We start from the raw sequence: 23,845 nt of genomic DNA, 5'->3' as shown, positions 1-23,845 counted from the left end.
GCGCGTAATCGAACCACTGTCAAGCGTCTCGGGCGACACCCGACGAACGGCGATGTGCATGGACCTGAAACGCGAAAGCGCCGGACCAGCCGGCGCTTTCGCGGACAGGAGGCGGACCGACCGCGTCGGCCGAATCAGCTCAGAAGCGCCATTCCAGGCTGGCCGTGGTGTTGCGCGGCGCGCCGTAGTAGCCGATCTGGTAAAGGCTGCCGATGTACTTGCGGTCGGTGATGTTGCGCGCATTGACGCGCAGGGTGAGGTCGCGGGTGATCTCCCAGCCGACGAAGGCATCGAGCACGGTGTGCGCGTCCTGGCTGACCGTATAGCCGGTATAGCTGTCCGGGCCGGAGACGGTCTTGTCCTGCCAGCGGCCGCTGAGGCCGAAGGACAGCGCGCTGTAGCTGGGCAGGCGCGCGCTGATGGCCAGGTTGGCCGTGTTGCGCGGCACCCAGGGATAGGTGTCATCGCCCTGCTCGCCATCCATCTTCAGGTGCGTATAGCCGAACACCAGGTCGAGGTAGTCGTTGACCTTGCCGGTGACCTCCAGCTCGACGCCCTTGGATTCCACGTCGGAAGGCTCGTAGTAGTAGTTGCCGCTGGCCGGGTCCAGCCCGCGGTAGACCGCCAGGCCATCCTGCTTGGCATCGAACACCGCCAGCGTGGTCAGCAGGCGCTGGTCCAGCCAGTTGGCCTTGACGCCGACCTCGTAGTTCTTGCCCTTGGTCGGCGGCAGGTAGTTCTGGTTGATGTCCTGCTGGTCCTGCGGCTGGTAGATGTCCGAATAGCTGACATAGCCCAGCACATCCGGGGTGAAGTCCCAGGTCAGGCCGGCATAGGGGCTGGTATGGCTGTCGCTCTGCTCGAAGTACGCCCCGCCGGCCAGGCCGTTGCGCGAGAACGAGGTGTAGTTGAAGCCCAGCACCGTCTTCAGGCGTTCGGTCAACGAGACATGCGTGGCGCCATAGGCGCGCTTGATGTGCTGGTTGAGCGAGTCCTGAGGCGCCGGCGCGTCCCAGAGCGGCTCGGGCACGACATCACCGGCATAGGGGAAGCCCGGCAGCGCGCCGAAGCCGGACAGCGCCGACCAGTAATGCCCACCGCTTTCGCTCTGGGCCAGGCTGAAGCCCAGCATCGCCTCCTGCGGACGACCGAACAGCGCGTAGGTCCCGTTGAGTTCGACCGTGCCCAGGTTGGCGGTGACCTTGTCGCGCCCCTTGTACGGCCAGCCGTTCAGGCCTTCGCCGGTGACCGGATCCAGGCCGGTCGTGGTGTAGGCGAAGAACAGCTGATCGTCCTCGGTGCTGCGCCGGTAGTTGTAGGCCACCTTCAGCTTCCAGTCCGGGCTGAGCTGCTGGGCGTACTCGACGAAGCCGGTCTGGTTGTTGGTGTTCCAGTAGGTCCAGTCCTGGGTGGTGGAGGCGCTGCGCGGCCAGCCGATCTGGCCGCCGCCGACGGTGTTGAAGGTCAGCGCGCCCCACATGTTGCCGGTGCTGTTGGCCTGCTGCCACGAGTAGCCCGCGGTCAGCGTGCCGTTCTCGCCGATCTGGCCGTCGACCACGCCGTAGAGGAAGGTGCGCTCCTTGTCGTAGTCGCGCAGGTAAGAGCCGCCGTCCTCGTGCGCGGCGACCACGCGCACCGCCCAGCTGCCGTCGGTGGTGATCGGCGAGGAGTAGTCCACCTGCTCGCGCCTGGTGTTCCACGCGCCGTAGCTGATCCCGACCGAGCCCTGCTCGTCGTTGGTCGGCCGCTTGCGCACGTAGTTGATCGTGCCGGCCGCATTGCCCACGCCGGTCAGCAGGCCGTTGGCGCCGCGGATCACCTCGATCTTGTCGTAGCCGTAGGAATCCATCGCACCGGTGACGATGCCCCAGCCGTTGGGCAGGCCGATGCCGTCGATCTGCGTGTTCTCGATCTCGAAGCCGCGCGAGAGATAGTTGGTGCGGTTGGTCTCCCACTCCTCCACCTGGATGCCGGTCGCCAGGCGCAGCGCATCGTTGAGCGTGTTGGCGCCGAAGGCGTCCATCTGCTCGCGGCTGATGACGCTGATCGACTGCGGCGTGTCCTTGATCGCCAGGTCCAGGTTGGTGGCGCCGTTGCTGACGCGCTGCGCGCGCTGGGAGACCACCAGGATCTTGTCAAGGTCCTGGGCCTGGTCGGCATCGGCCGGACCACCCTGCGTCTGAGCCTGCGCGGACAGCGCCAGGGCCAGGCCCGCGGCCAGGACGGAACAGCGCGGCAGCGGCCGGCGGGGAAGGCGAAGGGAGGCGCGGGCGAAAGGCATGGGGACGATCCGATGGCTGAGGCAGGACGCACCGGGCCGGGCGTCGTGCCAGCCGGGGCGAGAAGGGGTTGGGCGCGCAGGCGGGCGAGCGGCTGGCCGGCGCGGGCCGGGGCCGCGTCCATGGCGGCGCCCGGGATGACAGTATCTTAATGAAAACCATTCGCATTTTACAGCGCGCCGTGGCAGGCACTGCCTGGACAGCCCGGCACACGGTCCTGCACGGCCGCTCGGCTACCCTCGTCCCACCGCGATCCGATGTCCCTGCATGCCCCAACACCTCGCCGAACTGTCCGATGCCGTCGATCTGATCCTGCAGCGCGTGCCCGGCCCGCTGCGCGTCGCCGCGCCGCTGGGCATCGGCAAGCCGCATCGCCTGCTCAACGCGCTCTACGCGCGCATCGAACGCGACCCGTCCCGTCCGCTGCTGCTGTTGACCGCGCTGTCGCTGGATCCGCCCGCGCCGAAGGGCGACGGGCTGGAGGCACGCTTCTTCAAGCCGTTCGGCGCGCGCCACTTCGGCGAGGACTTCCCGCGGCTGCGCTATGTGCAGGCACTCAAGGCCGACGCCCTGCCGGCGCATATCCAGGTCGAGGAGTTCTACATGCAGTCCGGCGCGCTGCTGCACTCGCGGCAGATGCAGCGCCGCTACGTCAGCCTCAACTACACCCACGCCGCCGACGGCGTGGCCCAGCGCGCGCCGAACGTGATCGTGCAGAAGGTCGCGCGCGACCCGCAGGCCCGGCCCGGTGATCCGGTGCGCCTGTCGCTGTCGTGCAACAACGACACCACCCAGGACACGCTGGAGGCGATCGCGCGCCGCGGCCTGCCGCGCCCGTTGCTGGTGGCCGAGGTCGATCCGCAGCTGCCGTGGATCGGCGGCACGGCCAGCGTGGCCGAGACCTTCTTCGACGTGGTGATCGACCCGCCCGGGCCGTATCCGGCCTTGTTCGCCCTGCCGCGCCAGCCGGTCAGCGACACCGATTACGCCATTGGGCTGTACGCCAGCACCCTGGTGCGCGACGGCGGCACGCTGCAGATCGGTATCGGCACGCTGGCCGATGCCCTCAGCCACGCGCTGGTGCTGCGTCACACCGACAACGCCGCCTATCGCCGCGCGCTCCACGCCCTGGACCCGGAGCTGGTGCATCACCCGGCGGTGATCGAGAGCGGCGGCATGGCGCCGTTTCAGATCGGCCTGTACGGCTGCAGCGAGATGCTCAACGAGGGCTTCCGCCTGCTGGTGCAGCGCGGGGTGATCAAGCGCCGGGTGCTGGACGATGCGGCGCTGATGCAGCGCCTGGCCGAGGGCCGCGCCGACGCGCAGGACCATGCGCGCCTGCGGGCCGAGGGCGAGTACCTGCACGGCGCCTTCTACCTGGGCTCGCCTGAGTTCTATGACTGGCTGCGCAACCTGGACCACGACCAGCGCCGCGGCATCGGCATGCTGCGCATCAGCCAGATCAACCAGCTCTACGGCGGCCACGAGGCGCTGGAGCGCCTGCAGCGCGTGCAGGCGCGCTTCTTCAACAGCTGCATGATGGCCACCGCGCTGGGCGCGGCGGTGTCCGACGGGCTGGACGATGGCCGCGTGGTGTCGGGCGTGGGTGGGCAGCACGACTTCGTCAGCATGGCCCACGCCCTGCACGATGCGCGCAGCGTGCTGATGCTGCGCGCCGTGCGCGGCGAAGGCGAGCGCGTCGAATCCAACCTGCGCTGGAACTACGGCCACACCACCATCGCCCGCCATCTGCGCGATGTGTTCGTGGACGAGTACGGCATCGCCGACCTGCGCGCGCAAAGCGACGAGGACTGCATCATCGCCATGGCCGGCATCGCCGATGCGCGCTTCGCCGCGCCGCTGCTGGAACAGGCCAAGGCCGCCGGCAAGCTGCGGCGCGATTTCAGCGCGCCGGCGCACTGGCAGCGCAACACGCCGCAGCGCCTGGCGCAGGCCCTGGCGCCGTTCCGCCGCGATGGCACCCTGCCCGACTATCCGCTGGGCAGCGACTTCACCGACACCGAGCAACGCCTGGTGCGCGCCCTGACCTGGCTGAAGGCCGGCACCGGCACGCGCGGCGGCAAGCTGCGCACGGTGGCCCGCGCGGTGTTCTCGCGCACGCCGGTCGATGCGATCGCGCTGCGGCGCATGGACCTTGAGGCACCGCGCGGCATCGGCGAGCACTTGATGGCGCGTCTGCTGCGCCTGGCACTGGCACAGACCGCCTGACGGCGGACGACCTCACACGCAGCCGACGCCAGCGCTACGCGAACGCGCCGAATGCGCGTCCGCATGGAGGCCAAGCGTGCCTACCCTGCGCCGCCCGCGGGAAACCTCAGCGCTTGCCTTCGGCCGCGTCGGCCGCCGTAAGGATGATGTCGGCCAGATGCGCGTAGTCGCCGTCGAAGTGGTGGCCGCCGGTCAACGCCTGCACGCGCAGATGGCCCGGCGGGACCTTGCTGCACACCTGCTCGTCGTCGCCTTCGCCATAGACGCAGAAGTTCTGCGCGGCCTTGAGCTTGAGGATCTCCGGCATGGTCGGTATGGCGTCGGCCACGTCGTCGCTCATCCAGTTGGTGACGTGGAACTCGAACGCGGCGTTGTTGCTCAGCGCCAGGTACACGGCCTGCAGGAGCTGGGCGCGCGTGTCCGGCGCCAGCCGGTTGACCGCGAACGGCAGCACGTCGGCGCCCTGCGAATAGCCGATCAGCATCACCTTGGCCTTGCCCCAGTGCGCGCCGTAGTAGCGGATGATGCGATCCAGGTCGCTGGCCAGGCCCTGCGGCGTGCGCTTCTTCCAGAAGTAGCGCAGCGAGTCGAAGCCCACCACCGGGATGCCCTTGGCCGCCAGCGCCTTGGCCACTTCGCGTCCAGGCCGGCCCAGCCGCCGTCGCCGCTGAGCAGGATGGCGTAGGTGTCGCTGCGGGCGCCGCCGGTGGCCGCAACCTCATTCAGGGGCAGGCCGGACAGGTCCTGCGGCGGCGGCGGCGGCAAGGTCGCCACCTGCTCGCGCGCCAGCATGTGCGCGGCGGTGGTCAGCGCGGCGCGGCGTACCGCGGCCTGATCGCCGCCGGTCGCCAGCTGCACGAACGAGGAGCCCTTGACCTGCGCGGCGAAGGGCTTGGCGTCGAAGCCCTTCTTCGGCCCGTCGGTGTCCAGGGTCAGCCAGGGCACGGCCAGCTTGTTGCGCGCCGGCACCAGGGTAGTGGTCGCCCCGCGCGCGGGCAGGGTGTCGAAGATGTTGCCCTTGCCCTCGCAGGGCACCCGGCCCAGGTCCAGCGCAGGGGTGAAATCCAGGGTCAGCGCGCCGGCGAAGATTCCCGGATCGCCCGCCGCGACCATGGCATAGGCGATGGCCGCGCCACTGCCCTCGCCGATCAGCAGCGGCGCACGGTAGCCCGGCAGCTGCGCATAGCCCTGCAGATAGTGCGAGAGATTCTCCAGGTCGCCATCGGGGAATACGCAGCCCTTGCCGTCGCCGGTGAACTGCCGACGCATCTGCGGCGTATCGATGCCGGCCACGAAGGTGCCGTTGGCGGCCAGCGCCTGCGCATCGGCGTCCATGGTCGCGTTCCAGCCGCCGTCGCCGGAGAGCATCAGCACCACCTGCTTGAGCGGGCCGACCGGCCGGTACAGCGCCACGTCGCGGAAATTGCCGTGCGAGATGCGCTCGGGCGTGGGACGGGGCTGCTGCGCGGCCAGCGGCAACGCACAGGCCAACAGCAGCAGACAGCTTGCCAGACGGATCATTTGCGGATGACTCCCTTGTAGCCACCGCTGATCAGCGCGGCGACATCGCCCATCACCAGCAGCGGGGCCATGCCGCCTGGAGCGGCCAGGTAGCGGGCTTCCCACTGCGGATCGAATTTTTCCTTGAAGGCGCGCAGCCCCCGGAAGTTGTAGAAGTGCTCGCCGTGGGCGAACAACAGGCGCCCGATGCGATGCCAGCGCGGCGCCAGCGCGTGTCCGGCCATGCCCGACAGCGGCGCCATGCCCAGGCCGAAGCGCACGTACCCGGCCTGGGCGAAATGCAGCATCAGCTTGGAGAACAGGAAATCCATCGTGCCGTTGGGTGCCTCTTCCAACTGGCGCATCAGGTCGATGCTGGCCTCCTGCTGCACATCGGTCACCAGCAGCGAGGCGAAGGCGATCACCTTGCCCTCGCGTCGCACCACCGCCACCGGATTGCGCACCATGTAGGCATCGTCGAAGGCGCCGACCGAGAAGCGCTTCTCGGCGGTGTTGTGCTTGGCCAGCCACGCATCGGAGACCGCGCGCAGCTCGGGCAGGATCGTGGCCACCTCGTCGCGCTCGACCAGGCTGAAGCTCAGGCCCTCGCGCTCGCTGCGGTTGACACCGTTGCGCAGGTTGCCGCGACGCTTGCCCTGCAGGCTGAAGCCGGCCAGCGGCACCCAGGCGTATTCGCCCAGCTTGAACAGGCGCAGGCCCGCGTCCAGGTACAGCGGCAGCGCGTCCGGGCGCACCTGGTAGAAGCAGCCGCGCGCGCCCGATTCGCGGGCGCGTTCGAGGAAGCGCCAGACCAGCTCGGGCCAGGCCTCGCGCGGGCCGACCGGATCGAACAGCGCCACCCAAGACTTGCCCTTGCGTCCGAACATCACGAACGCATCGCCCTTCTCGGAGAACAGCAGCGGCTTGTCGCCGGTCAGCGCCAGCGCCGCGTCGGCCGAAGGTTGGCGACGCAGGATCTCCTGGGCGCGCGCCAGTTCCTCGGCGCTGGGCAGCGGCAGCGGCGGCGCCGGCGGGCGCAGCAGCTGGCGCAGCGCCAGCACCAGGGCCAGGATCGACACGCCGACCATCGCGCGCAGCGAGCGCGGCGCGTTGCCGTCGAACTCGAACTGCCACCACAGACGGTTGGCGTAGGCCACATCGCGATAGACGAAGAACAGCAGCGCGGTCACCGCCACGCACACCACCACCATCGCCAGCAGCCAGCCGCCGCTGAAGGGCACGGCCAGCAGCGAGGCCTTGCGCGTGAACTGCTTGCGCGAGAGCAGCAGGACCGCCATCAGGCTGCCCAGGATCAGCGATTCGTCCACCGCCAGGCCCTTGGGCAGGGCCAGCACCAGCGCGGCCAGGGTCAGGCCCACCGCCGCCCACCAGGCCGCGTCCAGCCGGCGCAGCAGCGCGCGCGCGACGAACAGCATGGCCACGCCGGCGATCGAGCTGAGGAAGTGCGAGGCCTCCACCAGCATCAGCGGCACGTGCATCGCCAGCAGGGCGGTGGCCTGGTCGGTGGCCGGGGTCACGCCCGAGACCAGCAGCATGATCGCCACCACCGCGGTGAAGGCGGCCAGCAGATGCGGCGCCAGCCCGACCACCGCGCGGCCGACCGGCGCGGCCGGGCTGAGGCGCAGCTCGTGCACGGCCAGCACGACCATGGCCAGCAGCAGCGGCAGCACGTAATAGATCAGCCGATACAGCACCAGCGCGCCGGCCAGCTGGTCCGAGGGCACCGTGCCCTTCAGCGCCAGCAACATCACCGCCTCGAACACGCCCAGGCCGCCGGGCACGTGGCTGATCACGCCCAGCACCATGGCCGCGGCATAGAAGCCGACGAAGGCCGGGAAGCCGATCGCCCCGTCCGGCAGCAGGAACCACATCACCGCGGCCGAGGCGACGATGTCCACCACCGACACGCCCAGCTGCTGCCAGGCCATGCTCGGCGCCGGCAGGCGGATGCGGATCGGGCCGAGCCTGAACTCACCGCGCCGGCAGGCCCACATCAGCGCGCCGGCCAGGGCCAATGCCCCGATGGCCAGCGCCTGCAGCACCCACACCGGCATATGCGCCAGCGGCGCCAGCTCGCGCGCGTCCAGCAGCACACCGCCTGCACCGACCACGCTGATGCCCAGGCCGAAGGCCAGGGCGTTGAAGGCGATCGCCCGGGTGATCAGGCCGGCCTCCACGCCCGCCGCGCCGTACAGGCGCAGGCGCACCGCGCCACCAGTGAACACGCCCAGCCCGATCATGTTGCTCAAGGCATAGGCGATGAACGCGGTCTTGGCGACCACGCGGTACGGCACGCGCGCGCCGGCATAGCGCAGCGCCGAGGCGTCGTAGCCGGTCAGCGAGAAGAAGCTCAGCGCGGTGGCCGCCAGCGCCAGGCCCAGCTTCCAGCCCGGCACGCCGCGCACCGAGGCGACCACGCCGTCGTAGGTGATCTGCCGCGACAGGTCGACGAAGGCATCCACCACCAGCGCGGCCACGATCAGCGCGGCCAGCCCCAGCAGCCAGGGGCGGGCACGCTGCAAGCGCGGCAGCCAGGTGTCCACGAAGGCACCACGGGCGCGCAGCTGCGACAGGGTCATGCGACGTCCAGAACGGGGCGGCGGGAAAGCCGCGCATGATGCGCGTGCGGGCGCGAGCGCCGCAAGCCGTCGGGAAATGCCGGTGTCATACCTCGATCCATCGTCGCGCCAGTCAGCGTCCAGTCGGGATTTTCACACGGATGCCCCATACCGCGTGCGCATGGTGCGGCCATTCCCATGACTGGAGGGTTGCATGACCCGTGCCGTATCGCTACTTCCCAGCCTGCTCGCGCTGGCCCTGATCGCCCCGCTGCAAGCGCACGCCTTCCAGGCCAGCGCGCCGGCCGCCAGCACGCCCGCCGCCACGACGCCCGACACACCGGATGCGGCGCGCGCCAACGATGCGGCCACGGTCGACGGCGCCTCGGGCCTGCTGCGCCTGCAGGTGCTGCTGGACCGCGCGCACTTCTCCCCGGGCGAGATCGACGGGCAGGCTGGCTCGAACCAGCAGCGCGCCCTGCGCGGCTACCAGGCCGCCCATGGCCTGCCGATCACCGGCCAGCCCGATGAGGCGACCTGGCAGGCCTTGAACGCCGACACCAAGCCGGTCGTCGCCAGTTACACGCTGACCGCCGAGGACGTGGCCGGCCCGTTCGTGCAGATCCCCAAGCAGATCGCCAAGCAGGCCGGCCTGGACGCGCTGGGCTATACCTCGCTGGTCGAGGCGCTGGGCGAGCGCTTCCACGTCGGGCCACAGACGCTGCAGCAGCTCAACCCCGGCCTGGACTTCGCCACGGCCAAGGCCGGCACCGTGGTCAAGGTGACCAATGTGCTCGGCGCCGCGCCGCTGGCCAAGGCCGCGCGCGTGGTGGTGGACAAGTCCGACTCCACGCTGCGGCTGCTGGACGATCAGGGCAAGGTGTATGCGCAGTTCCCGGTGACCTCCGGCAGCGCGCACGATCCGCTGCCGATCGGCCAGTGGAAGATCCTCGGCATCTCGCGCAACCCAACCTATCACTACAACCCCAAGCTGTTCTGGGACGCGAAGAAGGGCGACAAGAAGGCCACCATCGCCGCCGGCCCCAACAACCCGGTAGGCCTGGTCTGGATCGACCTGTCCAAGGACCACTATGGCCTGCACGGCACGCCCGAGCCGCGCAACGTGGGCAAGACCCAGTCCCACGGCTGCGTGCGCCTGACCAACTGGGACGTGCTGCAAGTCGCAGACGCGGTGGATGCCAGCGTGCCGGTGACCTTCCAGGAGTGAGGCCATGAGATTCCTGCTGACGCTGTTGCTGGGTATCGTCATCGGCGCGGTCGGCCTGCGCCTGGTCGAACGCACGCACGCCCTGCGCGCGGTCGGGCTGGACGTGCAACCCACCTCCACCCCGGGCACGGCCGCCGCGGCGGTCGACGCCGCGGTCGCCCGGACCGCGCCGACCACGCCGGCCCTGCAGATGGTCGGCGACGTGCAGCCCACCCGCGTGGCGGTCGAGCCGGTCTCGCCGCAGGCGCCGGTAGGCGATGACACCGACTCACCCGCCATGCCGGCGGTGGCGCCGCAGCTGCGCGCGCCGGACGCCGGCCAGGGTCTGCTGGTGCCGGTGCAGGGCGTGGAACGCAGCGCGCTGCGCGACACCTTCACCGACGCGCGCAGCGCCGGACGCGTGCACGATGCGATCGACATCATGGCCCCGACCGGCACGCCGGTGCTGGCCGTGGCCGACGGCACGGTGGAGAAGCTGTTCGACAGCAAGCGCGGCGGGCTGACGATCTACCAGTTCGAACCGAGCGGCCGGCTGGCCTATTACTACGCGCACCTCCAGCGCCACGCCGACGGCCTGCAGGAGAAGCAGCCCATCAAGCGCGGCCAGGTGATCGGCTATGTCGGCAGCACCGGCAACGCCAGCCCCGACGCGCCACACCTGCACTTCGCCATCTTCCAGCTGGGACCGGAAAAGCAGTGGTGGAAGGGCACTGCGGTCAATCCCTACCCGGTGCTGCACGACGGCGCGCCTGTGCCCTGAGCAGGATTCCCGCGCACCACTCAGGAAGCTCTTTATCAGAGTGCGGAACCGGCAAAAGCCAACCGCTTCGCGCACCAACCTCGACCGGCCGGGCACGGCTCCCCGGGGTCGGTCCGCCTTTCTGGCGGACTCGCCGCCGCGGGCCATCCTAGTGCCCGCTCTCCGCGCGCCCGGCCGGATCGAGGCTCTGCGAAGGGATGGATCGGGACTTCTTTTGACTTTCGACCCGAAGTCTCTTCGCCCGACGCGCGAGGCAGCGGTTCGGCGGGCGGGGGCCGCGCCTAGCGAGGCAGGACGCCGAGCGCCCGAGTCAGGGCAGGATGCCCTGATCGAGGGATAAGCGGCCCCCGCCCGCCGGACCGCTGCCCCTCCGAAGCTCGAACGCCTAAATGCCTCTCTCCTCACGCGAGAGATAGACCAAGAAAAAGCCGGGCAATGCCCGGCTTCTTCATGGACACGGCGATGGCGAAGGAGTTCAGCCCTCGACCACGCTCTGCGCCGCTTCGACCACGTGGTCGGCGGTGAAGCCGAAGTACGGGAACAGCTTCTCCGCCGGCGCCGACTCGCCGAAGCTGGTCATGCCCACGATGGTGCCATCCAGGCCCACGTACTTGAACCAGAAGTCGGTCGAGGCCGCTTCCACCGCCACGCGGGCGCGGATCGAGCGCGGCAGCACCGACTCACGGTAGGCCTCGTCTTGGCGATCGAACACGTTGGTGCACGGCATCGACACCAGGCGCGTCGGGATGCCCGCGGCCTGCAGCTTCTCGCGCGCTTCCGAGGCGATGCCCACTTCCGAACCGGTGGCGATCAGGATCACCTTGGCGGTGCCGCCGTCGGCCTCGGCCAGCACGTAGCCGCCGCGGTAGATGCCCTCGATCTCGGCCTTGCCGCGCGGCTGGGGCTTCAGATTCTGGCGGCTGAAGATCAGGCAGCTCGGGCCGTCCTGACGGGCGAGCGCCGCCTTCCAGCTGGCCGCCGTCTCGGCCGCGTCGCACGGACGCCAGACATCGTTGTGCGGGATCAGACGCAGACTGGCCAGATGCTCGACCGGCTGGTGCGTCGGGCCGTCCTCGCCAAGCCCGATCGAATCGTGCGTATAGACGTGCAGCACATGGCTGCGCATCAGCGCGCTCATGCGCAGCGCATTGCGGGCGTAGTCGCTGAAGGTCAGGAAGGTGGCATCGAACGGAATGAAGCCCCCGTGCTGGGCGATGCCGTTGGCGATGGCCGACATGCCGAACTCACGCACACCGTAGTGCACGTAGTTGGCGTCCGGGTCGTCGCCGACCGCGGTCTTGGCGTTCTTCCACAGGGTCAGGTTGGACGGCGCCAGGTCGGCCGAACCGCCGACGATTTCCGGCAGCAGGCCGGTGTAGAACTCGATCGCCTGCTGCGAGGCCTTGCGCGAGGCGATCTCCGGCATGTCGGCCTGGACCTTGGCAATGTAGGCATCGGCCTTGGCCAGGAAGTCGTCCGGCAGCTTGGCGTGCGAGCGGCGCGCCAGCTCGGCGGCCTGGTCCGGGTACTGCTTGGCGTACTTGTCGAACAACTGCTCCCATTCGGCCTGGCGCAGGCTGCCCGTACCGGTGGCGCGCCAGCCGTCGTAGATCTCCTTAGGGATCTCGAAGGCCGGGTACGGCCAGTCCAGCGCCTTGCGCGTGGCCTCCACCTCGTCCTTGCCCAGCGCCGAGCCGTGGCTGGACTCCTTGCCGGCCTTGTTCGGCGAGCCGAAGCCGATCGTGGTCTTGCACGCGATCAGGGTCGGCTTGTCGGTGACCTCCAGCGCCTCGTCGATGGCGGCCTTGATGGCGTCGGCGTCCTGGCCGTCGATCGGGCCGATGGTGTGCCAGCCGTAGGCGCGAAAGCGCGCCGGGGTGTCGTCGGTGAACCAGCCGTCGGTCTCGCCGTCGATGGAGATGTGGTTGTCATCCCAGAAGGCCACCAGCTTGCCCAGGCCCAGCGTGCCGGCCAGCGAGGCGGCTTCGTGCGAGATGCCTTCCATCATGCAGCCATCGCCCATGAACACCCAGGTGCGGTGGTCCACGACCTGGTACTCGGGGCGGTTGTAGTGCTGGGCCAGCAGTTTCTCGGCCAGGGCGAAGCCGACCGCATTGGCGAAGCCCTGCCCCAGCGGACCGGTGGTGGTCTCGATGCCGGGGGTGATGTGGCTTTCCGGATGGCCCGGGGTCTTGGAGTGCAGCTGGCGGAAGTTCTTCAGCTCTTCGATCGGCAGGTCGTAGCCGGTCAGGTGCAGCAGCGCGTACTGCAGCATCGAGCCGTGGCCGTTGGACAGCACAAAGCGGTCGCGGTTGAACCACTTGGGGTTGTTGGGGTTGTGGCGCAGGTAGTCGTTCCACAACACCTCGGCGATGTCGGCCATGCCCATGGGCATGCCGGGATGGCCGGAATTGGCGGCCTGCACCGCATCGGCGGCGAGGAAACGGATGGCGTTGGCGAGCTGACGGCGGGTCGGAGCGGACATGTCAGGGACTGGGGCGAAAGCGGCGCGTGAGGCACCAGGGACGCCTATTGTCCCATGAGGCACGGTTCGGAACGAGTGAGGCGGGGGGCGCAGCGGAGTGAGAAGCGAGTGAAAGCCCGGTCCGGGCGACTTCCAAGCCTCAACGCATGCGTTCGGCCTCAAGCCTCGCCTTTCCAGGCGGCGGCGCCTCGACGCCAGCAGCCGGCCCGCTTCGCTCAGGCCGCTGCGCTTACTCCTCGCCCTTAGCCACCAGCGTGGCCAGCACCAGGTCGCCCGTCGTATTGAGCGTGGTCCGGCACATGTCCAGGAAACGGTCCACGCCCAGGATGATGCCGATGCCTTCCGGCGGCACGCCGACCATGCCGCAGATCAGCGCCACCACCGGCAGCGAGCCGGCCGGCACGCCGGCGGTGCCGACCCCGCCCAGGATGCAGACGAACATCACCGTCAGCTGCTGCAGCAGGGTCAGCTCGACGCCGAAGAACTGCGCCAGGAACAGCACCGTGATGCCCTCGAACAGCGCCGTGCCGTTCTGGTTGGCGGTGGCGCCCACGGTCAACACGAAGCGCGAGACCTTGCGCGGCAGTCGCAGGTTGTCCTCGGCCACGCGCAGCGAGGTCGGCAGGGTCGCGTTGGACGAGGCGGTGGAGAAGGACAGCACCATGACCTCGCGCACCGCGCCGAACCACTTGACCGGCGACCAGCCGGCCCACTTCAGCAGCGCCGAATACACCACGAACATGTGGATCGCCAGCGCCAGCACCACCACGCCGACATACGCCCCCAGCCGGATCAGCAGCTCCCAGCCGAACAACGCAGCCAGGTTGAACATGAAACAGAACACCGCATAAGGCGCCAGCCGGATCACCAGGGTGATCAGGGTCATGGAGATCTCGAACAGGCCCTCGACCGCGTTGCGGAACGCATCGGTCTTGTCGCTGCGGGTCAGCACCACGCCCACCCCGACCATCAGCGCGAAGAACATCACGCCCATGAAATTGCCGCCCGCCGCCGCGGTGACCACGTTGGCCGGCACCAGCGAGAGCAGCATGCCGGCCCCGCCCGGCGCCTCCTTGCCCTTGCTGATGATCGAGTCGGCGCGCTCGGCGCCGGCGGCCAGCATCTGCTGGGCGGTGGCCGGGTCGGTGCCGGCGCCGGGCTTGAGCAGGTTGACCAGCACCAAGCCCAGCACCACCGCGATCCCCGACGCCAGCACCGTGAAGCCCAGCGTGCGCCAGCCGATGCGCCCCAGCGCGCGCACGTCGCCCATTTCCGAGATGCCCACCACCAGCGCCGAGAACAGCAGCGGCAGCACCAGCATGAAGATCAGGTTGAGGAACAGCTTGCCCGCCGGGTCGGTCACCGCGGTGACCTGCTTCACCCAGCCGGCGTCCGCGCCGACGGTGGCGTGCACGATCAGGCCCAGCGTCAGGCCGAGCACGAAGCCGATCATCATCTTCCAATGCAAGGGCAGCTTGGACTTGCCGGAAGCAGCGTCGGTCATGCGTGGAATCCTAGGGTTAGAGGGCAAACGGCCACTCTAGCAAGGCCCCGCGCCCGCCTGCGACGGCAGGGAAAGAGAATGACCGAACTGACAGCCAGGCGGCGCCCGGCCGTACGACCCGCTCAGCGCCGCGGATACAGCGGCGCCAGCGCCTCGCCCTGCGCGGATGGGCCCGCCGGCACGCGCCAAGTCGGCCCGCTGGCGAAGGCCTGACGCAGCAGCGCACGCGCCTGGGCGCCATCGCCGTCGGCCCAGCGTGCGCGGCGCAGCGCGTCGATCGCCTGCCGCTGCGCCGGATCGGCCAGTTGGGCGGAGACCGCATCCAGATCCCGCGCCGGCGGCGCGGCCATGCCGATCAGGATCTCGCCGACTTCGTCCAGCGTGCCGGTGTCCAGCGCGCGGCGCAGGTCCGGCAGGCCGTTGCGCGCCCGCGACGCCGGGGCCGCCGTGACGGCGCCCGCCGCGCGGGCCGGCGCCGACGCGGGCGCACGCCGCGGCCGGCGCAGGAACCACACCAGCGTGCCCAGCCACAGCAGGCCGAACGCCGCGGTCAGCGCGATCCACGGCCACAGGCGGCCTGCCATCGATTCGACACCGACGGCCGTGGCCGGCAGCGCGCCGTCGCTGGGCGCCTGCGGCGCAGCGACCTCCGCGGCCGGCGTGGGCGCGGGCAGGGTCGCGTTGGCGAAGCTGCCAGACCCGGCGGCGACCTCTAGCTGCATGTCCGGCAGCGCCGCGGTCCTGGCCGCATCGGCCTTGACGTCCCACCAGTCCAGCTTGATGCCGGGCAGCGTCAGCCGGCCGGCGCCATTGGGCACGATCGAATAGCGCCGGGTGATCTTCACCACCGGCGTGGCGCCATCGAAGCTGTCCTCGTACTGCGCCGGCTCGGCGAACACCTGCGCGCCGTCCACGTTCGGCGTGGGCAGGTCCGGCAGCTGCGCACGGGTGGCGCCGCGCGCCACCGCCTCGACCACGAAGCTGCTGGCCTGGCCGGCCTTGAGCTCGCGCGGCGCGCTGGCATAGCGCAGGCGCAGGTCGGCCAGCGGCAGCCACGGCTGCGGGGCGTTGGCCGGCTGCGGCTGCACGTGCAGAGTCAGGGCCTGACCGAACGCGCTCAGCTCGCTGCGCTGGCCCATGCCGAGCATGCTGTCGAAGAAGCCGCCACCGCCGGCGGCGCGGCCGATGAAGCGCGCGGCCGGCAGCTGCAGGTCGCCGCTGCGGTCGGGCACCAGCAGGAAGTGGCGTTCGACCACGTTGTAGCGACGCCCGTTGACCTCGCGCGTGGACTGCACGTCCTCGCCCACGCGCTGCAGCGAGGTGCCCTGCGGCGCGTCGAGGTCCAGTTGCCCGGAGACCAGCGGCACCGCATAGAACAGGCGCAGGGTCACGCCGACGGTCTGCTGCACGTAAGGCGTGGGGTCGTCGACCTGGGTCTCGACATAGGCGTTGCTGCTGCCGGGCTGGGCGACGGGCGCATCGGTGACGCGCAGGCCCAGCGCGGGCGTGCGCTGGCCGTTGACCTCCAGCGCCGGCACGGTCAGCTCGCCGGTGCGGCGCGGCTGCAGGGTGATGGCCAGCACGACCGAGCGCGAGATGCGGCCGTTGACCATCTGCATCTGGCGGCTGGAGGAGGTGTCGACCACCGAGAAGTCGCGCTGCAGCGGGCTCAGGTCGGGCTGGCCGATGTCCTGGTCGCTTTCGATGCTCAGCACCACCGGCTGGCCCATCGCCGTGCGCGAGCGGTCCAGCCAGGCGCGCGTCTGCGCCAGCGCGGGCAGCGTCCAGGCCAGCAGGACCAGCGCCAGCCATACGGTCCCGACGAACCGCGAGGCCGCGCGCCTGCGCTGCGGCGATGTGGAGGCGGCCGGTTGCATCATTGTCCTTCCCTCTGGCGACGCTGGTACTCGAGCTGGAACTTGGCGCGCAGCAGGCCACCCGGATCGTCCGGCACGCGCCGCAGCCAGGCTTCGGTGGCCTGGCGCTGCTCGCGCTCGGCCGCGGTTTCCGGCTTGGCCTGGGTCGGCTTCTGCTGCGCGCCCTGGCCGGTCTGCTGCTGCATGGCCTGCTGCATGCGTTCGCGCTGGGCCGCGTCGGCGGCCTGCTGCTCGCGCTGCTGTTCGGCGGCCGACTTGGGTGGCTCGGACTTGGCGTCGCCGGAGGAGCCCTTTGCGCCCTTGTCCGCGTCCTGCTTGTCCTGCTGCTTGCCCTGCTGCTGCTTGTCTTGCTGCTGCGAGTCCTGCTGATCCTGGCCCGGCTTGTCGTCCTGCTTGCCGCCGGACGACTGCTGCTGGCCAGACTTCTGTTCAGGGGGCTGCTTGCCCTGGTCGCCGCCCTGCCCGCCCTGACCACCGGCCGGCGGCTGCCGCTTGCGCGCGGCCTCGACCGCGGCGCGGTTGGCGATGGCGTCTTCCATCCCCGGCTGGCGCTGCAGCGCCTTGTCGTAGGCGGCGATCGCCTCGTCGTACTTGCCCTGCTTGGCCAGCGCGTTGCCGAGGTTGTACAGCCCGTCGGCCGAGGCCAGGCCGGAGAAGTCCTTGGTGGCCGCGGCGTAGTCGCCGCCGCGGTAGGCCTTGGCGCCCTGCTCGATCCGGTCCTGGGCCTGCTGATCGGCGCGCTTCCACCAGTCCATCGCCTGCGCGGGCTGGGCCATCGGCAGCACCACGCACAGCGCCAGCGCGGCCAGCACGCCGCCGCGGCGGAACGCCAGCAGCACCAGCAGCATCAGCGCCGGCAGCAGCCAGTAGCCCTGATCCAGCCAGGCGCTGCCCTTTTCGCCGCGGGCGGCGCTGGCGTCTTCGGCCTGCGGATCGAGCACGCCCAGCGCGCGCAGGTCGGCATCGTCGGTGCGCAGCACCTCAAAGCGCCCGCCGCCGGCCGTCGCCAGCCGCTGCAGCGAGGCCGCATCCAGCTGGGCGCGGCCGAACTGGCCATCGGCCTGACGATAGGCCGCCCCCGCGGAGGTTCCCAGGCCCAGCACCGAGACGCTGAAGCCGGCGTCGCGGGCGCGCTTGGCGGCACTGTCGGCAGCCGGATCGGCGTGATCGGTCAGCAGCAGGATCTGGCCGCGGTCGAACCCGGCGCGCTGCAGCAGCGCTTCGGACCAGAGGATCGCCCGACGCGCATCGCTGCCGTCCACCGGCATGATCGCCGGGTCCAGCGCGTCCAGGAACAGCGCCACGTTGGCCGCATCGTCGGTCAGCGGCGCCACGGTGAACGGCTCGCCCGCGTAGGCCACCAGCGCGACCTGACCGCCGACGCGTTCGCGCAGCAGCGTGGCCAGCTTGGCGCGGGCCTGCAGCAGGCGCGAGGGCGGCAGGTCGTTGGCGGCGATCGAGCCCGACAGGTCCAGCGCCACCACCAGCGGCGCGCGGGTCTGCCACAGCGGCTGTTCGCTGCGCTGCCAGCTCGGGCCGGCCAGGGCCAGCGTCGCCAGCACCCAGGCCAGCACGATGCCGACCAATCCGAGCACCTGGGCGCGGCCGCCGCCGACCTGCAGATGCACCAGCAGATGCTGATCGACCAGGCCGCGCCACGCGTTGGCGCGCTGCTGGCGTCGCCGCCACAGCCACCACAGTCCGGGCAGCGCGATCAGGGCCAGCAGCCACCACGGCCGCAGGAAATGGAAATCCGCCATGGCCTGCACCAACGCACTCATGCCCGCAGCCCTCGCCAGGCCAGCGCCAGCACGCCCAGGCCCAGCGCGAACGCCAGCGGCACCGGATAGCGCTCGATGCGTGGCTGCACCGCGCGCCCCGGGCGCGAGATCGGCTCGATCTTGTCCAGCTCCGAATAGATGCCGGCCAGCTCCTGCGTGTCGCGGGCGCGGAAGAAGCGCCCGCCGGTGGCCTGGGCGATGCGGCGCAGGCCGTCCTCGTCGATATCGTCCTGGCCCTGCAGCCCCAAGCGCATGCCGAACACCGACAGTCCCCCGCCGCCGCCGAAGGCGATGGTGTGGATGCGCACGCCTTCGCGCGCGGCCAGTTCGGCCGCCTTGTCGGGATCCAGCGCGCCGGCATTGCTGACGCCGTCGGTGAGCAGGATCAGCACGCGCTGGCCCTTGGGCTGGGCGGCCAGGCGCTTGACCGCCAGGCCGATGGCGTCGCCGATGGCCGTTTCGCGCCCGGCCAGCCCGCTGACCGTGTCGCGCAGCTGATCGCGCACCGAATCGCGGTCCAGCGTCAGCGGCGCCACCGCATAGGCGCGGTTGCCGAACACCAGCAGGCCGACGCGGTCGCCCACGCGGCGGTCGAGGAAGTCGGCCAGCACCGCCTTGGCCGCGGTGAGCCGGTCGACCGGGGTGCCGCCCAGCTCCATGTCGGTCTCGCGCATGCTGCCGGACAGGTCGACAGCCAGCATCAGATCGCGTCCGGTCTGGGGCGGCGTGACCGCCTCGCCCAGCTGCTGCGGCCGCGCGGCCGCCGCGCACAGCAGCAGCCAGGCAAGCGCGGCCAGCCAGTTGATGCCGAAGCGCCGCGCGGTGGCCGCGCTGACGGCGATGCCGTCCAGCGCGTCGCCATAAGGCACGCGCAGCGCCGGCGACTGGCTGCGCACCGCCGGCAGCAGCCAGGTCACCAGCCACGGCAGCGGCAGCGCCAGCCACATCCACGGCCAGGCGAAGCCGCCGAAGAGCAGCCTGACATCGTGCATCCACTGCGCCAGGAGGCTCATCGCCGGCCCTCCATCAGCTGCACGAAGCGCGTCGCGGCCAGCGCGCGCAGCGCCTGCATCTGTCGCGGATCCACGCGCGGGCGATAGCCACCGTCGAGCAGCAGCGCACCCACATCTTTGCTGAAGGCATGTCCCTTCGGACCATCAGGAACTGCAGCCAGGCCGCGCCCTGCAAGCGGTCGGCGCGTGGATCGACCCGGCGCGCGGCCCGGCGCAGCAGCTGCGAGGCGGCCGCGACCTGCTCCGGCGGCGGCAGCGCGCTGGAGCACTCGGCTTCGAACAGCCGCAGCCAGCGCGCGCGCCGCCGGCGACGCCGCGCGCGCCACAGCAGCGGCACCGCCACCAGCACCGCGACGGCCAGCAGCACCAGCCACCAGCCGGGCGCCGGCGGCCACCAGGCCGGCGCCGGCGGCACGTGCACATCGCGCAGCACCAGGGGCGCGGGCGCGCTCATGCGGTCGCCGGAGCGGTGGCGCGCGCCAGCAGCGGCAGCCACGCATCGCTGGGCGCATCGGCGCGCAGCGCCATGGCACGTACGCCGCGGGTGGGCAGCAGCGCCAGCGCGGCATGCAGGGGCTGGACGAATTCCCGGCCCCAGCGCTGTCGCTGCGCGGTATTGGCCAGGTCCAGTTCGACCCGATGCTCGCCGCTCTGGAACGGCAGCGACGCCCGCGGCGGCGCCTGCTCCAGCGCATCGGTCATCAGCAGCACGATGACCTCGCAGCGCGCCGCCAGCGACGGCCAGCGCAGCTCGGGGATCTGCGCCACGCTGCGCGGATCGGCCAGCACCACCAGCCGCGAGCCGGGGCGCAGCACGCGCTGGGCGTGCTCAAGCGCCACGGCCAGGCCCCGGTCGTCGTCCGGCGGCTGCGCATACCAGCGGGTCAGCGCGTCGAGCGTGCGCAGCGCGCCGCGCGTGCCCGAGGCCGGTGGCAGGGACGGCTCGCGCCCGGCCCCGCGCAGGACCGCCACGCGATCGCCGTCGGCCACCGCGGCCCAGGCCGCCAACGCGCCGGCGCGCGCGGCCTGCACCGACTTGAAGCGCACGCGCGTGCCGAAGTACAGCGTCGGCGCGGTATCGGCCACGATCAGCGTCAGCCGCTCGCGTTCGGCCTGGAACAGTTTGGTGTGCGGCTTGCCGCTGCGCGCGGTCAGGCGCCAGTCGATATGACGCGCGTCGTCGCCGGCGACGTACTCGCGCGACTCGGCATATTCCATGCCGCGCCCGCGCAGCGGCGAGGCGGCCGGGCCGCTGAGATGGTGGCTGCCGCGACGCGCGGCCGGGCGCCGCTGCGCCAGCGCACGCAGCTGCACCAGTTCGGCCAGCGTGGGGCGCAAGCCGTCACCGCCGGGACCGGGGACCGGGGACCCGGGACCCGGGGTCGCCGCATCGGAAAATCCCCGGCGCCTGTGTTTGCTTTCCCTGGTCCCCGGTCCCCGGTCCCCGGTCCCGGCTCTCACGGCAGGGGCACCCGTTCGATCAGGGCCTCGACCAGCCGACCGCCGTCCCAGCCTTCGGCCGTGGCCTCGTAGCTGGGCAGCACACGATGGCGCAGCACGTCGCCGGCCACGGCCCGCACGTCCTCCGGGGTGACGAAGTCGCGCCCGGCCAGCCAGGCATGCGCACGCGCGCAGCGCTCCAGCGCGATCGAACCGCGCGGGCTGGCGCCCCGCGGCGATGCGTCGGCCCAAGGCGGCGTCATAGCGCGCGGCATCTCGCGAGGCGAGCACCAGCTCGATCAGATAGCGCTCCAGCGCCGGCGCCATGTGCAGGTCCAACACTTCGCGCCGCGCCGCGAACACATCTTCCAGCGGCATCTGCTGCAGCGGCTCGGCCACCGGCGCCAACGCATCGCGGGCGCGCTCGCGCGCCAGGCGCAGGATCTCCGACTCGGCCGCCGCTTCGGGATAGCCGATCTTCACGTGCATCAGAAAACGGTCCAGCTGCGCCTCGGGCAACGGGAAGGTGCCCTCCTGCTCGATCGGGTTCTGCGTGGCCATGACCAGGAACAGCGAGGGCAGCGGATAGGTGTGTCGGCCCACCGTGACCTGGCGTTCGCCCATGGCCTCCAGCAGCGCCGACTGCACCTTGGCCGGCGCACGGTTGATCTCGTCGGCCAGCAGGATCGGATGGAAGATCGGCCCGGCCTGGAACTCGAAGCGCCCATCCTGCGGCCTCCATACCTCGGTCCCGGTCAGATCGGCCGGCAGTAGGTCGGGCGTGAACTGCACGCGCGCGAAGCCGGCTTCCATGCGCGCGGCCAGCGCACGCACCGCCATGGTCTTGGCCAGGCCGGGCGCGCCTTCGACCAGCAGATGGCCGTCGGCCAGCAGCGCGATCAACAACCGGTCCACCAGCAGCTGCTGTCCCACGATGGTTGCCGACAGCGAGCCGCGCAGCGCCATGAAGGCCTCGCGCAGGCGGCCATCGGGCGCAGGCGCGACGGGCGGCGCGGATGACTGGAGGTTTTGGGACTGTTCCATTACGGGCTCTCATGGTCGAGATCAGGCGCGTCGTTTCGACCGGGCCTCATCGAAAGGGTTCCGCGTCCCACCTTACCTTGGGCCTCGCGTTCAGCGAAGCGCCATCATCGGCCGGGCGGCGCAGCTGCCGTCCCCACTTGTGAGTGCGCACAAGACACCAACGCGAAAACGGGGCCGATCGGCCCCGTCTTCCTCTTCACTTGGTCCGCGCTTACTGGCGGACCGCGATCACCTTCGGCGTCACGAAGATCAGCAGCTCGGCCTTGTTCTTTTCCTTGCCCTGCTTCTTGAACAGGTTACCCAGGAAGGGGATGTCGGCCAGGAACGGAACCTTCGAAACGGATGCGCGATCGGTGAACTCATATACACCACCGATGACGACGGTCTGACCATCTTCGACCAGCACGGCGGTATTGATCTCACGGCGGTTGAGCGTCGGCACCGTGCCGTATCCGGCCAGCGTAATGTACTCAGCCACATCGTCCTTCTTGACGAACATGTTCAGGAAGATGCGTCCGTCATGGGTGATGGTCGGCGTGACCTTCAACTCCAGCAGCGCTTCCTTGAACTGCACATTGGGCGTGGCCGCAGTACCCGCCGTGCCACCAGTGATCGTGACATAGCCGATTTCCGTACCCTGCTTGATGTCGCCTTCACGCTGGTTGGCCGTGATGATGCGCGGGTTGGAGACCACCTCGCCGCGGCCTTCTTCCTGCAGCGCCGACAACTCCAGATCAAGGTTGAAGTTCGTGCCCAGCAAAGTGTAAGCAATGCTGCTGGCAGTCCCATTCGTGAACGTCCCCGCCGGCATATTCACGTTCAGCCCCGTCGGGAACAGATGAGAGGGCAGCGTTGTGCTCGTACCAGAGTTGGCGAGCTCATTCCGTTGCTGCGCCGAGGTGTTCAGATAATTGACGTTACTGTCCAGGGATCCACTAAGGATTCCTCTTCCGGTACCGCCGATGACGCCAAAGCGAGCACCGAGGTCGCGCGCGAACGTGTCGCTTGCCACCACGATGCGCGCCTCGATCAACACCTGATCCACCGGTCGATCGATCACGGCGATCAGCTCGCGCATCGACGCGACCTTCTTCGGGATGTCGCTGATCATCAGCGTATTGGTGCGCTCGTCGGCGACAAGACGACCACGCGAGGAGAGAAAGCCGTTCTCCTGAGTGCTCTGGCCGCTGCCACCACCGTTCTGACTGCCGATGCCCTTGGCCTCAGTCAGCGCCTTATAAATCTCAGTCGCGCTGTGGTAGTTGATCTGCACGTAGTCGGTGATCAGATCCTCGCGATTCTCGATCGCGATGCGCGCGTCTTCCTTGTCCTGCTCGAACTTGGCCAGCTCGGGCTGCGGCGCCACCCAGACCACGTTGCCGTCGCGGCGCTTGTCGAGACCCTTGGCGCGCAGGACGATATCCAGCGCCTGATCCCACGGCACATTGACCAGGCGCAGGGTCACGCTGCCCTGGACGGTGTCGGAGGCGACGATGTTGAGGTTGGACTCCTCGGCGATCAGCTGCAGGACGGTGCGCACCGGCACGTCCTGGAAGTTGAAGGTCACCGGCTTGCCCACATACGGCTTGACCCCGCCAGCGGCCAGCTGCGAGGCGCCGGTGCCCTGGGCCGCGGCGCCCATTGCGGGCTTGCCGGACTTCTGGCTGATTTCGACCACGTACTGGTCTTCTGTCTGGTAGGCCAGCGACTCCACGGTCCCGCGGGTGTCGAGCACCAGCTGCGCGCCCTTGCCCGAGGCATGCGCGTCGATGCGCTGCACCGGCGTGGCGAAGTCGGTGACGTTCATCGGCCTCTGCAGGGAGGCCGGCAGGGTGACGTTGGCAATGTCGATGATGACCTTGCCGTTGTCGGTGCGCAGATCCGGCACCGCGCCCTTGCGGTCGAACTTGAGGATCAGGCGCCCGGCGCCGTCCTCGCTGCGACGGAAGTCGACGTCGGACACCTGGACCGGCGCGGCCTGGGCGGCGCCAGCCGGCGCCGCGGCGGCCGCCAGCACGGGCGCGCTGCCCGAGGCGAGCGCGATCGCCAGCACCAGTGCACCCCACCGGTGGGCGGCCAGTCGCCGCAGGGGACGCAGGCCATGAGCGTTGGAAGCGGTCATCGTG

The 23,845-nt window shown here is 70.3% G+C and carries 14 protein-coding genes and 2 pseudogenes; 3 read left to right on the top strand and 13 right to left on the bottom strand.

Annotated features, from left to right (window positions below):
• Positions 1-139: 139 nt before the first annotated feature.
• Positions 140-2,281 carry a TonB-dependent siderophore receptor gene (locus ACFJIT_RS03125; protein WP_379655006.1) on the bottom strand — a complete coding sequence of 714 codons (2,142 nt, stop codon included), beginning with the start codon at positions 2,279-2,281 and terminating at the stop codon, positions 140-142.
• Positions 2,282-2,546: 265 nt separating this feature from the next.
• Between ACFJIT_RS03125 and ACFJIT_RS03120 the strand changes: the two genes are divergently transcribed.
• Positions 2,547-4,508, top strand: a complete 1,962-nt coding sequence (locus ACFJIT_RS03120; RefSeq protein WP_379655005.1) for an acetyl-CoA hydrolase/transferase C-terminal domain-containing protein — start codon at positions 2,547-2,549, stop codon at positions 4,506-4,508.
• 106 nt (positions 4,509-4,614) lie between these two features.
• Here ACFJIT_RS03120 and ACFJIT_RS03115 read toward each other — a convergent pair whose 3' ends face one another.
• From ACFJIT_RS03115 to mprF, 3 genes are read right to left on the bottom strand one after another with little or no spacing between them, the layout of a single operon-like run.
• A complete protein-coding gene (locus tag ACFJIT_RS03115) occupies positions 4,615-5,106 on the bottom strand; it encodes an AcvB/VirJ family lysyl-phosphatidylglycerol hydrolase (protein WP_379655701.1) in 492 nt (163 codons plus the stop codon).
• Positions 4,992-6,029, bottom strand: a complete 1,038-nt coding sequence (locus tag ACFJIT_RS03110) for a hypothetical protein (protein ID WP_379655004.1) — start codon at positions 6,027-6,029, stop codon at positions 4,992-4,994. The genes ACFJIT_RS03115 and ACFJIT_RS03110 overlap by 115 nt, the downstream gene beginning before the upstream one ends.
• Positions 6,026-8,608, bottom strand: coding sequence for a bifunctional lysylphosphatidylglycerol flippase/synthetase MprF (mprF, locus tag ACFJIT_RS03105; protein ID WP_379655003.1), 2,583 nt, complete (start codon positions 8,606-8,608; stop codon positions 6,026-6,028). Before mprF ends, ACFJIT_RS03110 begins: the two co-directional genes overlap by 4 nt.
• 193 nt (positions 8,609-8,801) lie before the next feature.
• Between mprF and ACFJIT_RS03100 the strand changes: the two genes are divergently transcribed.
• Both ACFJIT_RS03100 and ACFJIT_RS03095 read left to right on the top strand, forming a co-directional pair.
• Complete coding sequence (locus tag ACFJIT_RS03100) at positions 8,802-9,815, top strand: L,D-transpeptidase family protein (protein ID WP_379655002.1); 1,014 nt, start codon at positions 8,802-8,804, stop codon at positions 9,813-9,815.
• 4 nt (positions 9,816-9,819) lie between these two features.
• Positions 9,820-10,575, top strand: coding sequence for a M23 family metallopeptidase (locus ACFJIT_RS03095; RefSeq protein WP_379655001.1), 756 nt, complete (start codon positions 9,820-9,822; stop codon positions 10,573-10,575).
• Between the two features lie 475 nt (positions 10,576-11,050).
• Here ACFJIT_RS03095 and tkt read toward each other — a convergent pair whose 3' ends face one another.
• The 9 genes and pseudogenes from tkt to ACFJIT_RS03050 all read right to left on the bottom strand — a co-directional run bounded on the left by tkt (position 11,051) and on the right by ACFJIT_RS03050 (position 23,841).
• Positions 11,051-13,060: a transketolase gene (gene tkt, locus ACFJIT_RS03090; protein WP_379655000.1), complete on the bottom strand. Its 2,010-nt coding sequence runs from the start codon at positions 13,058-13,060 to the stop codon at positions 11,051-11,053.
• Between the two features lie 229 nt (positions 13,061-13,289).
• A complete protein-coding gene (locus ACFJIT_RS03085) occupies positions 13,290-14,564 on the bottom strand; it encodes a dicarboxylate/amino acid:cation symporter (RefSeq protein ID WP_379654999.1) in 1,275 nt (424 codons plus the stop codon).
• 122 nt (positions 14,565-14,686) lie between these two features.
• The gene (locus ACFJIT_RS03080; RefSeq protein ID WP_379654998.1) at positions 14,687-16,444 is read right to left on the bottom strand and encodes a BatD family protein; all 1,758 of its coding nucleotides are present in this window, start codon (positions 16,442-16,444) and stop codon (positions 14,687-14,689) included.
• Positions 16,441-18,222, bottom strand: coding sequence for a VWA domain-containing protein (locus ACFJIT_RS03075; RefSeq protein WP_379654997.1), 1,782 nt, complete (start codon positions 18,220-18,222; stop codon positions 16,441-16,443). The genes ACFJIT_RS03080 and ACFJIT_RS03075 overlap by 4 nt, the downstream gene beginning before the upstream one ends.
• Positions 18,219-19,235, bottom strand: a complete 1,017-nt coding sequence (locus ACFJIT_RS03070) for a vWA domain-containing protein (RefSeq protein ID WP_379654996.1) — start codon at positions 19,233-19,235, stop codon at positions 18,219-18,221. The genes ACFJIT_RS03075 and ACFJIT_RS03070 overlap by 4 nt, the downstream gene beginning before the upstream one ends.
• A pseudogene (locus ACFJIT_RS03065) lies at positions 19,232-19,689 on the bottom strand (DUF4381 family protein). Before ACFJIT_RS03065 ends, ACFJIT_RS03070 begins: the two are co-directional and overlap by 4 nt.
• Complete coding sequence (locus ACFJIT_RS03060) at positions 19,686-20,696, bottom strand: DUF58 domain-containing protein (protein ID WP_379654995.1); 1,011 nt, start codon at positions 20,694-20,696, stop codon at positions 19,686-19,688. Before ACFJIT_RS03060 ends, ACFJIT_RS03065 begins: the two are co-directional and overlap by 4 nt.
• A pseudogene (locus ACFJIT_RS03055) lies at positions 20,693-21,719 on the bottom strand (AAA family ATPase). The gene ACFJIT_RS03060 and the pseudogene ACFJIT_RS03055 overlap by 4 nt, the downstream one beginning before the upstream one ends.
• A gap of 211 nt (positions 21,720-21,930) precedes the next feature.
• Entirely contained in the window at positions 21,931-23,841 is a 1,911-nt protein-coding gene (locus tag ACFJIT_RS03050; RefSeq protein WP_379654994.1) for a type IV pilus secretin PilQ, read from the bottom strand.
• Positions 23,842-23,845: the final 4 nt, after the last annotated feature.

The organism is Pseudoxanthomonas sp. UC19_8, assembly GCF_042700505.1.
Lineage (GTDB): Bacteria > Pseudomonadota > Gammaproteobacteria > Xanthomonadales > Xanthomonadaceae > Pseudoxanthomonas_A > Pseudoxanthomonas_A winnipegensis.
This window is presented reverse-complemented; position numbering and strand designations above follow the sequence as displayed.

Excerpts from the sequence above, each read along its gene's own strand:
- ACFJIT_RS03070 (WP_379654996.1), bottom strand. The coding sequence starts at position 19,235 with ATGAGCCTCCTGGCGCAGTGGATGCACGATGTCAGGCTGCTCTTCGGC.
- ACFJIT_RS03095 (WP_379655001.1), top strand. The coding sequence starts at position 9,820 with ATGAGATTCCTGCTGACGCTGTTGCTGGGTATCGTCATCGGCGCGGTC.
- ACFJIT_RS03085 (WP_379654999.1), bottom strand. The coding sequence starts at position 14,564 with ATGACCGACGCTGCTTCCGGCAAGTCCAAGCTGCCCTTGCATTGGAAG.
- ACFJIT_RS03075 (WP_379654997.1), bottom strand. The coding sequence starts at position 18,222 with ATGAGTGCGTTGGTGCAGGCCATGGCGGATTTCCATTTCCTGCGGCCG.
- ACFJIT_RS03100 (WP_379655002.1), top strand. The coding sequence starts at position 8,802 with ATGACCCGTGCCGTATCGCTACTTCCCAGCCTGCTCGCGCTGGCCCTG.
- mprF (WP_379655003.1), bottom strand. The coding sequence starts at position 8,608 with ATGACCCTGTCGCAGCTGCGCGCCCGTGGTGCCTTCGTGGACACCTGG.
- ACFJIT_RS03080 (WP_379654998.1), bottom strand. The coding sequence starts at position 16,444 with ATGATGCAACCGGCCGCCTCCACATCGCCGCAGCGCAGGCGCGCGGCC.
- ACFJIT_RS03110 (WP_379655004.1), bottom strand. The coding sequence starts at position 6,029 with ATGATCCGTCTGGCAAGCTGTCTGCTGCTGTTGGCCTGTGCGTTGCCG.
- tkt (WP_379655000.1), bottom strand. The coding sequence starts at position 13,060 with ATGTCCGCTCCGACCCGCCGTCAGCTCGCCAACGCCATCCGTTTCCTC.
- ACFJIT_RS03120 (WP_379655005.1), top strand. The coding sequence starts at position 2,547 with ATGCCCCAACACCTCGCCGAACTGTCCGATGCCGTCGATCTGATCCTG.
- ACFJIT_RS03050 (WP_379654994.1), bottom strand. The coding sequence starts at position 23,841 with ATGACCGCTTCCAACGCTCATGGCCTGCGTCCCCTGCGGCGACTGGCC.
- ACFJIT_RS03125 (WP_379655006.1), bottom strand. The coding sequence starts at position 2,281 with ATGCCTTTCGCCCGCGCCTCCCTTCGCCTTCCCCGCCGGCCGCTGCCG.